This window comes from Photorhabdus africana (genome assembly GCF_035181445.1).
In the GTDB taxonomy this organism is placed as follows: domain Bacteria; phylum Pseudomonadota; class Gammaproteobacteria; order Enterobacterales; family Enterobacteriaceae; genus Photorhabdus; species Photorhabdus laumondii.
The window spans coordinates 95348-113246 of record NZ_JAXBVE010000011.1; the positions used below are offsets into that span (position 1 = coordinate 95348).

Genomic DNA, 17899 nt, shown 5'->3' on the forward strand with positions numbered 1-17899 from the left:
GGCGATAGTCAATATTATTGAGTAATATATAGATTACGTTGTGTATTATTATGAAGCTATGGAAAATTAAGTTATTTTAATTTTAAATTGTTTATTGGTGGTTCTGGATATAATAACATTTATATTTTTTTTCATGTTATAATTATTACAAAACAATATGTCATCAAGTTAAATGTAATTTATATTTATCCATTTGTGTTATATTCGTTAGCGGTATTGTCTTATTGTTGAAAAATAATTTTTTATGAATTATTTTTAGCTTGGCGTTATATTTTGATATAATTGAATGCACAGGGTTATTTTATACCTCTTGAATAAGTGTATTTGGAATTAATATATACCCAATGGATTTCAAGATGCATCGCGGTGGAGGGTTATTTCACAGATGATTATCAAAGTAATATTTTGATAATTAAATATAAATTGGTATTTTTTATCTTTAAAATACTTAATTTATTTTTGAAATCATTTTAATTAGGTATTAATTGAAAACAGATAAAGTTAAAGGTTATTGGGTAATTATGAATAATAAATGCAGTTAATGGTTAAGTTTTTAATTATGGAATTTAGGATAAGTAAAAAAATTGCAGTGAATTAATCAAGCTTATCTGAAAAATAGGAACAAAAATGGAATATCTCAGTCTGTTGTCAGGATAATTGGCATTGAAGATTGGCTAAGTGGCCGTTATTAATCGGGCCGTGCATCCGATATCTGAGTCTCTTGGATGGATAGCAGATGTGTCCATTTTTATTTTTGGGCAAGAAGTAGGAGAGAAACATTAGTGATGACTGTCCGGGAATGACGGTTCTCAAATTTCTAACAGATTCGTTGAGGTAGTAGTAGATGAAAAATAATATTGCTAAAGTGGGAAGTGCATTTAAAACTCAGACGTCAGAAAATATAACCGATGCAAATGACGTTTCACAACAAACTCGAAATACAAAGAATATCCTTCAAAGACTCACATCCAGTGAATTATTCTGGTATGAGCGTCTTGCTGCTTTGCAACCCCTCCAGTTACCTTTCGAAACCGCCGGAGACCAAACAGAACCTATATGGGCAATGAGCGCTTGGCAGCCCCCTCTGTCAAAAAATGGTGAAGAGGAGCCATTGCGAGCGTTGTTACAGACTTTTGTCATTTACCTTGCGCGTTTGACTCAGCAGACCGTATTCCAAATCGGTTGGAGCGTGGATAAGGTAAAAGATGAATCGGCAAATCTGGCGCCGGTAGTGCCTATGGCCGTTGAGGTTGCGTTTGATAAGCCTTGGCGTGAGGTCGCTGGCTGGATTGATGACGAGTTGTTCCGGTTGGCGCAGCACGGCACATTGAGTTGTGATCTCTTCTCTTGCTCTCCTTCATTGCATGCTATCCCGGCGTTGGCAACAAGCCGACCGTGGCGAATCGCTGTCTCGTTGATAAAGGGTGATAGGCCACGTGATCAAAAGGTATCCGGCGAATTGTTGACCCTCCAGATAAATGCACTGGGGGGTTTTCGCTGGATCTATGATGAAAACCGCCTGAGTACGGAAGTCGTTTTGCGGATGAGCGAGCACTTACAGGTGCTGGCCGCATCGAAAAGGATGGGGGATGAAATTCCCGTTGGGCAGCTTAATTTGTTGCCAGAGGCTGAACGTACATTGCTACTGCAAACTTGGAACGCGACTGAAACTCCCTATCCTGATCCGTTATGTATTCATCAGTTATTTGAGCAACAGGTAGAACAAACTCCGGCGGCCACGGCGTTAGAGTATCAAGGGCTGCGCCTCAGTTATGCAGAATTAAATGCTGGCGCTAACCGGCTGGCGCACCAATTGATTGCATTGGGTGTCGTACCGGACCAGCGGGTAGCGATTTGTGTGGCACGCTCCCCGGCGATGGTGGTGGCGCTTCTAGCGGTGCTGAAAGCGGGTGGGGCCTATGTGCCGCTGGATTCAACCTACCCGGCGGAACGTCTGGCGTATATCCTAAATGATACTGCCCCGGCGGTGGTATTGGCTGATGCGACCGGGCGGGCGGCGTTGGGTGACGTCGAGCTAGCTGGGTTGACCGTGCTTGACCCGAATATCCTACCTGACCAACCGGACAGCAATCCCTTGGTGACTGCATTGACACCACAGCATCTGGCCTATGTGATTTACACCTCCGGTTCAACCGGCCAGCCGAAAGGGGTGATGATAGAACATCAGGCGATTTATCAACGTTATCTGGGCTTTAATGACACTTATGCCGTCACTGAGCAAGATCGGGTGTTACAATTTGCCGCTTTTGCGTTTGATGTTTCAGTAGAGGAATTTTTCTCGGTATTGTGTAACGGAGCCACACTGGTTATCCGGGATGATAGCTGGCTAGCTTCGGTACGGGAATTTATTGCTTTAACCCGGCAACATCGTATTACGATCGTTTCTCTGCCGACCTTATTCTGGTCTGAACTGGCGGCCAGAGATCCCGGGTTACCACTGCCGGATTGCCTCCGGCTCGTCATGATTGGTGGTGAGTCGGTAAAAAAGAACGCTGTTCAGGACTGGTTTATGCAGGAAGGCCACCGGCCCCGGTTGTTGAATGGTTATGGCCCGACGGAAAATACCGTGACGGTGACCTATAAGGAAATATTATCCCCGGAAGATGCCCGCTCTATCGGTCGGCCGGTTAAAAATTCCCGCATCTATCTGTTGGACAGAGAGGGGCAACCGGTTCCATTGGGTGGCATTGGCGAAATGTACATTGGTGGCGTGGGTGTGGCGCGGGGGTATCTGAACCGACCTGCATTGAGCGCGGAACGTTTTTTGCCGGACCCCTTTAGTTCGGAATCCGATGCGCGGATGTATCGCTCCGGGGATTTGGCCCGCTTTCTGCCGGACGGTGAGCTGGAATTCTTGGGCCGTAACGATGAGCAGGTTAAGATCCGTGGCTTCCGGGTTGAGCTGGGGGAAATTGAAACCCGTTTGGTGGAACACCCGGCGGTACAAGAAGCGGCGGTGCTGGTGCTGGATGACGGGCAGCACAAACGGCTGGTCGCCTATGTGGCGGCACAAGAGCATGAAAGATTAGCTGCTGATTTACGTGAATACTTGAGTGCGATTTTACCTGACTATATGGTCCCGGTCGCTTTTGTGCGTCTGGATACTTTCCCGCAGACCCCGAGCGGTAAGTTGGATCGCCGGGCATTACCGGCACTGCGGGAGGAAGATTTTGCCCGTCAGATTTATGAAGCGCCACAAGGGGAGGCTGAGATCGCTCTGGCGGTTATCTGGCGTGAATTATTGGGCATTGAGCAGATAAGTCGGCATGATAGTTTCTTTGCATTGGGCGGCCATTCGTTGCTCGCGGTACGCATGATTGAACGCCTGCGTCACTTGGGGTTGACACTAACGGCGCGTGATCTGTTCCAGTCTCCGGTGCTGTCAGCATTGGCTCAGGCGTTGGGGCAACATCAGGCGGTGATGATACCGCCTAACGTCATCACTCCCGCCATCACGGCACTGACGCCGGAGATGTTGCCGCTGATTGATCTGACTCAGACTGATATTGATCGCATCGTTGAACTGGTACCGGGCGGGATGACCAATATTCAGGATATCTATGCGTTGTCGCCGTTGCAGGACGGTATTCTGTTCCACCACCTGTTGGAACAGGAAGGCGACCCGTATCTGTTGCTCTACCCGGTAGTCTTTGCTAATCGAGCTCTGCTGGACCGTTATCTGGCGGCGGTGCAACAGGCGATTGATCGCCATGACACCTTGCGGACGGCTTTTATTTGGCAAGGATTGTCAGCCCCGGCACAGGTGGTTTGGCGCCGGGCACAGTTGCCGGTGACGGAACTGACGCTAGACCCGGCTGACGGCTCAGTCATTGACCAGTTAACCCGGCGTTTTGATCCGAGTCAGTATCGTCTTGATCTGGGACAGGCTCCGTTACTGCATTTTGTTATCGCTCAGGAAACGGATGGTCGTTGGTTCTTACTGGAATTGCAGCATCACCTGATTGGCGACCATGAAACGATGGAAGTGATGCACCGTGAGGTGCGGGCCTATTTTGCCGGGCAGGAAGAGCACCTGCCTACGCCGGCCCCTTTCCGCAATCTGGTGGCTCAGTCCCGGCTGGGAGTGAGTCAAGCAGCGCATACCCGTTTCTTTACCGACATGTTGGCGGCGGTGGATGAACCAACGTTGCCATTCGGGCTGGCGGAGGTGCATCGTGATGGATCTCGCATGACGGAATCCCACCGGATGCTGACCGCTACGTTAAATGATCGCCTGCGCAGTCAGGCCCGGCGTTTGGGTGTTAGTCTGGCGGCGTTGTGTCATCTGGCTTGGGCGCAAGTGTTGTCGCATACCAGTGGTCAGGAAAAAGTGGTGTTTGGCACCGTCCTGTTTGGGCGTATGGCGGCGGGGGAAGGGGCAGACAATGGCATGGGGTTGTTTATGAATACCTTGCCGTTGCGACTGGATATTGATGAGACCGCGGTAGAGGATAGCGTACGGGCGGTGCATCTACGATTGGCTGAATTGTTGGAGCATGAGCATGCTTCATTGGCGCTGGCTCAGCGGTGCAGTGGGGTACAGGGTGAAACCCCACTCTTTAGCGCCCTGTTCAACTATCGCCATAATGAGCAACCGGCAGCGTTGGATGAGACGATGGCTGGGATTGAATTCTTGGGCGAACAGGAACGGACTAACTATCCATTTGGGTTGTCGGTGGAGGATGGGGGTTCCTCGTTGGGGCTGACTGCTCAGGTGGTACAGCCGTTTGAACCCGATCGGCTATGCGGTTATATGCAACAGGCATTGGAAAGTCTGGTGAAAGCGCTTGAACAGGCCCCGGAGACGCCGGTACGTGTGCTGAATGTCCTGCCTGAAACGGAGCGTACACTGTTACTGGAAACCTTGAATGCCACGGAAATCCCCTATCCTGACCCATTATGTATTCACCAACTGTTTGAACAACAGGTAGAGAAAACCCCAGAAGCGACCGCGTTAGTCTATGAAGGGCAAACGCTCAGTTATGCCGAATTAAATGTTCGTGCCAACCGTCTTGCCCACCAATTGATTGCGTTGGGTGTCATACCGGATCAGCGGGTGGCGATTTGCATGGCACGTTCACCGGCGGTAGTGGTGGCTTTGTTGGCGGTGCTGAAAGCGGGTGGGGCTTATGTGCCGCTGGATCCGACTTATCCGGGAGAACGTCTGGCGTATATCCTGAATGATACGGCACCGTCAGTGGTATTGGTTGATGAAGCTGGTCGGGCGGCGCTTGGTGAACAGGCTCTGACTGAGCTGACGGTACTTGGCTCGAATATCCTACCAGACCAGCCGGACAGTAACCCGCGGGTAGCCGAGCTGACGCCACAACATCTGGCTTATGTCATCTATACCTCCGGTTCAACCGGGCAGCCGAAAGGGGTGATGATAGAACATCAGGCGCTGTATCAACGTCATCTGGGTTTTAATGAGACCTATGCCGTCACTGCGCAAGACCGGTTATTACAATTTGCCTCTTTTGCGTTTGATGTTTCAGTCGAGGAATGCTGTTTGTCATTGTGTAATGGTGCCACGTTAGTGATGCGTGATGAGCGTTGGTTAACGTCTATGCAGGAATTTATTGCCTTAGCCGGGCAAAACCGTATCACAGTGATGTCTCTGCCGGCGTTATTTTGGTCCGAACTGGTTGCCAGAGACAATGGATTACCGTTACCAGATTGCCTCAGACTCATCATCATTGGGGGTGAGGCAGTGAAAAAGAGCGCTGTTCAGGATTGGTTTACGCGGGAGATCCACCGGCCTCGACTGTTGAACGCTTATGGCCCGACGGAAAATACCGTGACGGCGACCTGTAAGGAGATATTATCCCCGACAGATGATTGTTCTATCGGTCGGCCGGTTAAAAATACCTGTATTTACCTGCTGGACAAGTACGGTCAGCCCGTCCCATTAGGCTGCGTTGGCGAAATGTATATTGGCGGCGTGGGTGTGGCACGGAATTATCTTAACCAGCCGGAATTGAGTGCGGAACGTTTTATCGTCGATCCCTTTAGTCCGATAGCCGGTGCGCGCATGTATCGCACGGGCGATTTGGCCCGCTACTTGCCGGATGGTGAGCTGGAATTCCTAGGTCGTAACGACGAACAGGTAAAAATTCGGGGCTTCCGAATTGAACTGGGGGAGATTGAAACTCGGTTGATGGAACACCCAGCGGTGCAAGAGGCGGCGGTGCTGGCATTGGATGACGGGCAGCACAAACGGCTGGTCGCCTATGTGGCAGCGCAAGCGCATGAGAGATTGGCTGCTGATTTACGGGAATACTTGAGTGCGATTTTACCTGACTATATGGTACCGGTCGCCTTTGTACGTCTGGATACCTTCCCGCAGACCCCGAACGGCAAGTTAGATCGCCGGGCATTACCGGCGCCGCGGGAGGAAGATTTTGCCCGTCAGGTCTATGAAGCGCCGCAAGGGGAAGCTGAGATAGCGTTAGCGGCCATCTGGAGTGAGTTATTGGGTATTGAGCAGATTAGCCGGCATGACAGTTTCTTTGTGTTGGGCGGCCATTCACTGCTCGCGGTACGCATGATTGAACGCTTGCGTCGCTTGGGGTTAACATTGGCGGCGCGAGATCTGTTCCAATTTCCGGTGCTGTCAGACTTGGCGCAAACAGTGGGACAGCATCAGGTTGTCGTGGTGCCGCCTAACGTCATCACGTCAGCCACTACGGCGCTGACGCCGGAAATGTTGCCGCTGATTGATCTGACTCAGACTGATATTGATCGCATCGTCGGGCAGGTGCCGGGTGGAGTCACTAATATTCAGGATATCTATGCCCTGTCACCGTTGCAGGACGGTATCCTGTTCCATCACCTGTTGGAACAAGAAGGCGATCCGTATCTGTTGCTCTATCCGGTGATCTTTGAGAATCGCTCTCTATTGGACCGTTATCTGGCGGCGGTACAACAGGCGATTGATCGCCATGACATCCTGCGTACAGCTTTTATCTGGGAGGGATTATCTGTTCCGGCGCAGGTGGTTTGGCGTCAGGCACGGTTGCCTGTGATGGAACTGATGCTAGACCCGGCTGACGGCCCAGTCATTGACCAGTTAACCCGGCGTTTTGATCCGGGGCATTATCGTCTTAATTTGAGTCAGGCACCATTACTGCATTTTGTCATCACTCAGGAAACCGATGGACGCTGGTTCTTACTGGAATTGCAGCATCACTTGATTGGTGACCATGAAACACTGGAAGTGATGCACCGTGAAGTGCAGGCCTATTTTACCGGGCAGGGGGATAGCCTGCCGGCACCGGTGCCTTTCCGCAATCTGGTGGCTCAGACCCGGTTGAAGGGGGATCAGGCGGCACATACCCGTTTCTTTACCGACATGTTGGCGGCGGTGGATGAGCCAACATTCCCATTCGGACTGACGGAGGTGCATCGTGATGGATCTCGAATGAGGGAGTCTCACCGGATGTTGGCGCCTGAACTGAATGATCGTCTGCGTAGTCAGGCTCGGCATTTGGGTGTCAGTTTGGCGGCATTGTGTCATCTCGCTTGGGCACAGGTGCTGTCGCATACCAGTGGTCAGGAGAAAGTGGTGTTTGGCACCGTCCTGTTTGGGCGTATGGAGGCGGGAGAAGGGGCAGACAATGGTATGGGGTTGTTTATGAATACCTTGCCGTTGCGACTGGATATCGATGAGACCGCGGTAGAGGATAGCGTGCGTGCGGTGCATCTGCGACTGGCCGGGTTGTTGGAGCATGAGCATGCTTCATTGGCGTTGGCCCAACGGTGCAGTGGAATTGCCAGCGGTACGCCACTCTTTAGTGCTCTGTTCAACTATCGACACAATGCCTTATCGGCCACGTCGGATGACGTCATCAGAGGTATTGAATTTCTGGACGGACAGGAACGAACGAACTACCCATTTGGGTTGTCGGTGGAGGATGGGGGTTCTACGTTGGGGTTGACCGCTCTGGTGGTGCAGCCGTTTGAGCCAGAGAGACTATGTGGTTATATGCAGCAGGCGCTGGAAAGTTTGGTGGAAGCGCTTGAACAGGCCCCGAAGACGCCGGTACGTATGCTGAACATCCTGCCTGAAACGGAACGGACACTGCTACTGGAAACCTTGAATGTTACTGAGACCCCGTATCCTGATCCATTATGTATTCACCAACTGTTTGAGCAGCAGGTAAAGAAAACCCCAGAAGCGACTGCATTAGTCTATGAAGAACAGACCCTCAGTTATGCCGAATTAAATTCTCGTGCCAACCGTCTTGCCCATCAACTGATCGCATTGGGCGTCATACCGGATCAGCGGGTGGCAATTTGCATGGCACGTTCACCGGCGATAGTGGTGGCTTTGTTGGCGGTGCTGAAAGCGGGTGGCGCTTATGTGCCGCTGGACCCGACTTATCCGGGAGAACGTCTGGCGTATATTCTGGATGATACGGCCCCGTCAGTGGTACTGGTTGATGAAGCTGGCCGAGCGACGCTTGGCGAAGAAGTACTGACCGGATTGACCGTACTTACGCCGAATACCCTGCCAGACCAACCGGACAGCAATCCCTTGGTGACTGCATTGACACCACAGCATCTGGCCTATGTGATTTACACTTCCGGTTCAACCGGGCAGCCGAAAGGGGTGATGATAGAACATCAGGCGCTGTATCAACGTCATCTGGGTTTTAATGAGACCTATGCGGTCACCGCACAAGACCGGCTATTACAATTTGCCTCTTTTGCGTTTGATGTTTCAGTAGAAGAGTGCTGCTTGTCATTGTGTAATGGTGCCACATTGGTCATGCGTGATGATCGCTGGCTGACTTCTATGCAGGAATTTATTGCCTTAGCTTGGCAGAACCGTATCACCGTGATGTCTCTACCGGCGTTATTTTGGTCTGAACTGATTGCCAAAGACAATACACTACCGCTACCGGATTGCCTCAGGTTTATCATTATTGGGGGTGAAGCGGTTAAAAAGAGTGCTATTCAGGACTGGTTTGCGCGGGAAACCCACCGACCTCGACTGTTGAACGCCTATGGCCCGACGGAAAATACCGTGACGGCGACCTGTCAGGAGATATTATCCCCGGCTGATGATAGCTCTATCGGCCAGCCGCTTAAAAATACCTGCGTCTACCTACTGGACAGAGACGGTCAACCTGTCCCATTAGGCTGTGTTGGCGAAATGTATATTGGTGGCGTCGGGGTTGCGCGGGGCTATCTTAACCAGCCGGAATTGAGTGCGGAACGTTTTATAGCCGATCCCTTTAGTCCGGTATCCGGTGCGCGGATGTATCGCACCGGGGATTTGGCCCGTTACTTGCCAGATGGCAATCTGGCATTTCTGGGTCGTAACGACGAGCAGGTTAAAATTCGGGGTTTCCGGATTGAACTGGGGGAGATTGAAATCCGATTGTTGGAACACCCGGCGGTACAAGAGGCGGCGGTGTTAGTGTGGGAAAATGGTCGGGACAAGCATTTGGTCGCCTATGTGGTAGCGGAAGCGCATGAAGGTCTGACTGCCAGTTTGCGTGCGCATCTGAGTGCTATTTTGCCGGATTATATGGTGCCGTCAGCTTTTGTGCGTCAGGATACCTTCCCGCAAACCCCGAACGGCAAGCTAGATCGCCGGGCATTAGCCGCGTCGAGGGAGGAAGATTTTTCTCGTCAGGTCTATGAAGCGCCGCAAGGCGAGACAGAAACCACCTTGGCAGCGATTTGGTGTGAGTTATTGGGTGTTGAGCAGGTCAGTCGATATGACAACTTCTTCGTATTAGGCGGCCATTCACTGCTCGCTATGCGAATGACGAATATTGCCGCGGGTCGAGGGATGGTCTGCACATTGAATACCTTGTTCCAATTCCCGGTGCTGGCTGAACTGGCCGCAAAAATCACCTCGGATTTACTGTCTCAACCGCAAAACAGCGCCATATCGGTACGACTTGATGGAACAGAGCTGCCGCTGTTCTTTGTTCCCAGTGGCATGGGTGACTACTCCTATGCTTTCGGGCTGGCTCAGCATATTCCGTCGGGTTATCCGATTTATGCGCTCCCTTGGCCGTCCATCAGTGAAGAGCCGATGTCAACGATGGAAGAACAGGCTGCCAGAATGATCACCCTGATGAAAGCAGTTCAACCGGTAGGCCCATATCGGCTAAGTGGTTACTCTTCCGGTGGCATATTGGTTTACGCCATTGCTCAACAGCTTTTGAGTGCTGGCGAACGGGTTAATTTTCTGGGGCTGATTGACACGCTTGCTCCTCATTGTTTCGGTGGACAGAGCTTTGGTCAGCAGATAGCGCAACCAAAACATCAATTCTTTGCTGAGTTGGTCAGGCAATTAGGGGAAGAACATGCTGAAGAGATTGCGGCATTATACCAGAGAATCGATAAATTGAATTTGGTGCAATTTATTGCAGCGGCGCAGGAGCTGGCGTTATATCCCGTCAATCTAAGTGCTGAATTAATGGCAAAGCGTTGGGAACAGATAGAGCATTATGATCAAATAGTCAAAGATTATGAACCATTAGCATTAGCGGTAACGCTGCATCAGTTTTATGCGGTGGAACCTTACCCGTCTATTTCTTTTGTGACGGATGAAGAATCGGAACCTTTAAATATTGATACGTCGTTAGGTTGGGCGAAAATAATGGCTGATACTTCGCTTAAACTCATTGCTATTCCGGGAGACCATTTTAGTTTATTGGTAGATAATGAGAATAGAGCTGTTTTAGCTCAGGCTTTAAATATGGCGCTGGCAATCAGTGATGAAGGGGAGGTGGTGTAATATTGATATATTAATGATTTAACCTTGATATGATAATCCGGTATATATTGTTTATATCGGATTATTTTATTTAAATCTGATGGGGTTTTGCATAATAATTTCAATATAATGTACGGTAATCAATATATTGAGTACGTTAAATATTATATGAATTCAGTAAATAGCGTTATGAAAGGCAGTTGAAATAGGTTAATAAGGAAAAGTAGGAAATATTATTATTCATGATAAAGTAAAAAACTCCATTATTTTCAATGTGTTTTGTCAGCGGTCTGAAAGCTTATAATGAGGATTTTCAGTAGAATTTTATTGTTTTCTTCCTTCATATTTAGCGACGTATTTGGTGACATTTTTACCTTTTTCTTTACAAGATAGTGCCTTAGAACCTTTAAGATACCATTTAATCCCATTGCTGTTGTATGCATTAGCTTCCTTTAACAAGGTATTGAGTATATAACTTGACATTATTGGAAGTGTATACAGACGAAGAATAACAACTGCTCCAACTACTAGGTATGCTTGCCGATACAGACCCAATTCCTCCAGTTAATACAATACCTGCTGCTAATGCCCCAACCACTAATAATTTCTTGAGCATGAAAATTCCCTCTTTAATAACTTGTATCTTAAGTGTATCGATTTTATATAATTTCAAATTTTTAAGTTAAAAATATTTATTTTAGTCTTGGTGGTGTTTTTATTTTATAAAGTAGAAAAGTATTTTTTGATAAATATAAAATCACATGTAATAATGTATGCCAAATTATCACATGGATTATATTGCAATTTGAAAATATTATTATATTTTCCATTTTAGATTAGAAATCTAATTGCTTATTTACAAAAAACTCTCCTTGTAATATTAAGGTTCCCTGTCGATTAGACAGTTTCCAAAAGGCACAACTAAATAAATAGGACAGAAAGGGCATTTCGCCCTTTCTGTTGCTTCTCGTGCGACCTTAAGAGATCAGTGATGGCGTTAGCATAGTCTGTGAAGCCTGACGGATTTGCGGCAGGTGTTCGCGGGTACCGCCGATATCAGGAAGCGAGGCCATCGCGCCGCTCAGCTTTGCCAGACTTGGCCCCTCTGCGTCCGGGACAGCGGCATGGGCGGGGATGACGGATTGTTTGTTGACCCAAGACAGTTCCATCAGACTTTCCTCGGTGTAACTCTGCTGGGTAAAGCCCTCGATCAGGTGGTCCACGTTGATCACCGACGAGAAATCTTCCAGCTCGATTTGTAGATGCCGATGAGCTATAGCTTGACTGCCGAACACTTTGCGTATCACCAAAACAGTGTTATTGGCCGAGTCGGTCAGCATCAGGTCATCCTCGTAGCGGTTAACGAGGATTTTTTCCGTATCAATCACCGGTATGATCAGGCGGTCCATCGCCTTGTCTGGAGCCTCATTATCGATGACTACCGTACGGTAATGGGACCATGTCGCCCGGCTGAGGCGGTAGGTATCGCTATTGGTTCCGCCATGCAGCACCACGCTGTCGACACCATCAATGAGTGGTGGCGTCAGATCGTCTTTGCTGTCCTCTACAATCCCGCCTTGAAGCAGAAGGGAAGAACCGATGCGCTCCACGCTGGTGAACTGATTGAGCATCTGTGCACTGTCGTCCTTGATCTGGTACAGCGCCTGAGTCATCGGGCTGTACACATATGCCGTCTTTTCACCGGCGGCGATCCCCACAAAGCGCAGATTGTTCGAGACCGGGATGCCATTACCCCAAAATACCTGACCGCTGCCAGTATCGAACCAGCCTGGCGCATTGTTGTCCTGCAAGGTCAATACCCCTTTGACCTGCCACTGGTCGGTGAGTTTGGCGAGTGCCTGTGGCAGGCGGGTCAGGTTGTTTTGCCGCCAGCCTTTGTCAACGCCAACTAACTGTAACTCGCCGTCGTTGGTTCGTAGTAAGATCTCGCCCTTGACCGTGGTCAGGCGCATACCGGCATCGATCTGTCGCGCTTCCTTGAGATGCAATTTAGGTATCAATTCACTGGCAGTGGGAAGTTGTGCCGAGGCGCTGAGCATCAAGTTGGTGCCGCCAAAAGCTGTGGCCAACGCTTTTTCGGTCATGGCTGGCTGGCGATACAGCTTGCCACTTTCGGGGTCGAAGAGTCGCGCGTAGAGGCCATCTGTTTCGAATCCCAGGAACTGCAACGATTTGCCCTGTAGTGCTGCTGAAGCCACCACCACCTGGCCGTTGTGGTACCACACCGGCAGTAGGTTTTTGCCGTCGGTGCTCTTGATTCCGAACACAGCCAGAATGGTACTGCCGTCGGTGACGCTAGCCAGATCCTGCCACCAGTGGGGACGCCCCTTGAGCCACTGCTCGTTAACCGCTTCATAGTTAAGCTGCCCCTGCGCGTCAAGCCGGGCCACCCGCCCATCCTCGGTGATGGCGAGCAGGTTGCCGTTCAGGTTGAGCAGATTGGTTAGTGCTGGCGTGCTGATGCGCAATGCACTGGGGTGGCTGGCGTTGAGAACAGTCTGGCCGGGACCTTCCTGGCGAAACAACGCTTTCTGTTCCTTGCTGTAGAAGAAGAACACTTCCCTGCCGCCGGGCTGCGGCATGCTCCCCGCTAACATCAGATCAGCCGGGATCGGCCAGGCGCTGCGGGTTCGCTGTTCTGCTGCGAAATGCACGGTTTGATCCGCTGGCGGCGCCAGATTCGGCTTGATTAGCGTTCCGTCGCCGGGGCGTATCCAGTAGCGATGCGCCACGCCAGCCGTATCCACGCCGAACACTGTGACCAGCGCTGCACTGGTTGGGTAGATCAGCCGTGCGCCCAGCGTATACGTTGGCGCTTCACGCTGCGTACTATTGCTCTCGTAGCTCTGGAGTATGGCTGTGAGTTCATCATCATACTGGCTGGTACGTGCTAAAAGCTGGAGCAGCGCATCGTCACCCACCGCATTGACCAACTCCATTCGGTCACCGAGGAGCCGATAACTCAGCTCAGCTTCCCCTTCCTTTAGCTGATAACGGTGCGCCAGATAGACCGTATTCCCCTCCTGCCATAGCCGGTTGATCTTGCCCGCATTCTGATTGAACCGCATCTCAAACTGTGCGTTGACCTGTGCGGTGGCGATATTTACCCGCCACGCTGCTGAGTTGTCAGCATCGTAGAAATAAGCATGGTCTTCTATTACTGCACTCAGTTGGGCATGTCTGGCCTGTTCATTGTCGGTGTCGGTGAACAGCATGCGGTCTTTGGCCACGTCATAGAACGCCCGGCCGACATTTCGCTCGTTGTATCTGTAGTTCTCCACCACCACGTACTGCCCGTGCAACTGATGCGCCTTGGCGAGATCGCTCAGGTGCTGCTCGATTTGCTGGCCGGGCCTCTGCGACTTGCTCATATCTACGCTGACCACCTGAGCGGTCAGATTAGCGAAATCGACTTTGCGCACTTCCCCCCTGTTGTTAACCACTAAAACCTGCCCGTTCTGGGCCGGGTCGAGCTCTACCACAACGCCACCCACCACCAACCGGTTCGTCGACACACTGATGCGGTCACCGGTGAGCTGGCTGCTGTCGATGATCCAGCGCGACAACGCACCGGCAATATTGCTCGTGAGCTTCACGCGGGTACCTTCGTTCAGTCCGATCAGGTACTCGCCGCCCGCGCCCTTGAGCTCGTAATTCAGGTAGCCATGCAGCTTCTTGGGTAACTCAGGCACAACCAGTTGTCGGTTGCGCTGATCGAGCACTACCTCGATCGGAGTGTCGACGTACTCATGGTTAATCCTGCGGATCGTCTGTTCACCCGGAAAAATGTAGAAGTCGTAGTCGAATCGTTTGTCTTCCTCAAGTCTGCGGATCACGTCAAAGCCCGTGTCATGGCGCGTGGTGGCGCCGGGGAGCAGCATGTATTCGTAGCTGATGTAGGACTTCGGGGTACCCGGCAGGATCACAACACGGCTGTCGCCGTGCTTAAGAGGCCGGGAGGCGGCCTTGTGACCAATGCCGCTGCGGACCTCGATCGCCTGACTACGGTCGTTGACCATGCGCGGAAAATCAGCGACCCAGAAAAAGTAATCATTTTTCCCTGAGCCGGTATCACCCGAGCGGGTACGATAAATGTACTGACTGTCGAAGCCGATCTGATTCTTGCGCAAATCCAGCGTCTTGATCACGGCCCCGGGCAAAGGCACCAGCACCTTGTTCTCGTTATCATATCGATAGCCGTTACCTTTGTACGCTTTGTCAACCATATCAAAGTAACGGCCCACCGCCTTAACATCCTCGGAGACCACGCCAAAGGCTTGCGCCAGTGCTGTGAAGCCCACAGCGAGTCCGCCAAGAATCACGCCTCCTGAACCGAGTACGGCACTGGCCGTCGAGGCACCGAGCAGTCCAGCTCTCATAGCAGCGGTACTGGTGATGAAGCTGGCCGAGTCGAACGCCAACTGGGTGCCGAATACCGCCTTCTGCACATCATTCTCGGCGTGGGCCAACTCATAAGCACCTAGACCGATCATGGCTCCGTTAAACAGCATACCGAAGTTTTCGCTGCCGGAGGGTCCCTGAGTAGAGTTTAAGCCATTGAGCGAGGTTTTGGCGACTATCGTTTTGCTGCGTAATGCCATACGCACCAGCCCGGCGACCTTGGCAATGTCCAGGGTGCCACTGTGAATCATACCAACGATATTGAGATAGGCGTGAACCTCCAGCACGGAAGCCAGGTCAGGCGAAACAGTCCCATGTGCCACATCGCCGACGTTCTTATCGGCAAACCATTGGATCAGCGTCTGGATCATCAACCCGGCATTTAACCCATCGGCCGGATCGGCCTTGCCGACACGGCTGATAGGTCGTATCTGGCCGCGGTCAAAGGTGAAATGCTGGCGTACAGTAAACATATGTTTATTGATGAAGCGCCGGAATTTGATAAAGGTGGTATCGCCGCTGCTTACCCAACGGGTCTCCTCAGGCTGATCGCGATTGATGAACTGGATGCGGTAATTGCCTTCGCCCTGATCCTCGATATTGCCAATCATTGGTATCCAGCGCGGATCAAGATTGTTTTCCTGGACGAGTCGTGTACTGGCCCTGTAGAACTTTGTCCCCCATAACTTGGCATCGAGAGTCGCCAATGTGGCGTGCAGTTGGGTATCCTTGGTAATTTGTACCTGAGTGCTAGCTGTCTTCTTCACTTGTTGCCGTTGCTTTATGACCTTGATCAGTGCTTCTGGGCGGATCAAGTCAGCGACCTCCAAGCTACTGCCCACCGGTACACTGGCCATCTTGCCGGGATCGATCTCTACCAAGTTGAAAACAGGGGCGGACTTACTGCCAAGCGAACCGTAATAAGTGGCCAAATCGTGTTTTATCAGGTGTTGATCCATTGCGCGGGAGAAGTTGGTTGAATTGTCGAAAGCAAAAATCCCGACATTGGGGTCATAGAAGTAGTAACGACGGCCTTCATCCCCGACAATACATCCCACCATCATTGAGTGATTCTGGGTATTGAGCGCGAATATCGAGGTCCCAGTCACTGTCTTTAGCAGAGAAACCACACCGGGCAATTTGACCATCCCACGTGGTGTTGACGCCTGCACGGCTTCAACACTGGAGTGTAGTCTTGCCAGGCTGTTTTTTAGTAGTGTGGCATGGCCTGTTGCAGGGGAGGCGGCTAGGAAGAGTTTTTTCACCAGATTTTTGATACCTGTTTCGCCCCTGTGGGCTAGTGCCACCGCCATGGCTCTGACTAAGGGATAGCAACGGCCGTCAGATACGTCCCCGATCAACGATAGATAAACATCTTGTGGCACCAGACGATAGAAGCTGCTACCGGCACGACGAAAATCTTCGCTGAATATGGCTGTCTGTTTTAGTACTTTGTTGGTGTGCTCGGCCCGGCTAGCTTCAGTGATGCGGCCCCTCAAGGCTCCCCGCTGTTCTGCGGTAAGCTCGGCTATTTGGTGGCCGGGTTCCTGACCATTGCCTTGGATAGATGCGTCGTTGAGCCGTACGACGGCTTCCATACCCTCCTTGGCTTTGATCTGTTGCCATAGCCAGCTTTGTTCGGCAGAGAGCGCTTTATACAAGATTGAATCGTATCGCGCCTTGTAGTACTCCAGCGTAATATTGATCTGCTTTATCTGTTGGACAATCAGGCTAAGCCGAGATTTTTCGTGGGTTTCTCTCCGGGTCTCATAGAGTTTGATTCGTTTGCTCATCAACTGCTGAGTGTTTGCCATGATCTTGGCTTGAACCTTGTCATGCAGGCCCATCCATGCGGCAATCGCCGGATGATCAGGAGAAAACTTCCCCCCTGTATATATACCGTCAGAGACCCCTTCGGTTGAGACTCCAAACTGGGCAGCGACCTTCTTCAGTTGTTGATGAACCTGCTCGCGGTAGGTGGCGAATTGGGCCTGGTTACGCTCAGTCACTTGACTATTAGCGACTTGGATCGAGATGGGATCCTCTCCGCCGCGCAACTTCGGCCAGAGCATCTGACCATCTTGTTGATACTCTTGGCGCTGGAACACCAGTTGCCATTCATCATTAATGTATTGCATGTACGCCATAGCGCAGCCGTCAGTGGTGCCTGCGATATGGTAGTCCTTATTGTCCACAGCCATGACTACGTTGTCGTACAGTAGCGAGCTGTTGGCCCGACTGTCGTAGTAGACCCGGTAAGTATCCTTATCAAGGTTGGTGACCACCAGCGAGCCGCCAGATAACGTTTTTGTGAACAGAAAACGCCCTGAAAGCGTATACTTAGGAATATCCACATAGCTTGGCAACACGTTGGCTGGGCTTGAACTGTTGTCGCTGAGGAAATATGCTGGCACGCTGTGTGTGTCACTCTTAGCGGTATGATTCGTGTTTCGAGTCGAGTATTCGATTTCGTATAAACCAGCCTTAACTTTCACCAATTGGGCGTGTCCCGTTGCCGGGAGTTGTCCTGCACTTACTAATGCTTCAGCACTGATCGTATTGGATTTTGCGAACAATATAGGGTCGATGGCAAATTGCTGGATATCGGCGCTACCTGGACGATGTTCGGCTCTGTCATTCATGGGTGCTGGCTCCCTTTTGAAATCGAAATCCTGTACCGCTTGCGCTAAGCAGTGCTGGGTAGTTGTTACTGTTATT

General features: G+C 50.9%; 2 protein-coding genes. One reads left to right on the plus strand and one right to left on the minus strand.

What is annotated here, in order from left to right; all coding sequences use genetic code 11:
* The first annotated feature begins 844 nt into the window (after positions 1-844).
* Complete coding sequence (locus SLS51_RS08935) at positions 845-10780, plus strand: non-ribosomal peptide synthetase (protein WP_323837494.1); 9936 nt, start codon at positions 845-847, stop codon at positions 10778-10780.
* Positions 10781-11736: 956 nt separating this feature from the next.
* Here the strand turns inward: SLS51_RS08935 and SLS51_RS08940 are convergent.
* Entirely contained in the window at positions 11737-17823 is a 6087-nt protein-coding gene (locus SLS51_RS08940; RefSeq protein ID WP_323837496.1) for a TcdA/TcdB pore-forming domain-containing protein, read from the minus strand.
* Between the last annotated feature and the right edge of the window lie 76 nt (positions 17824-17899).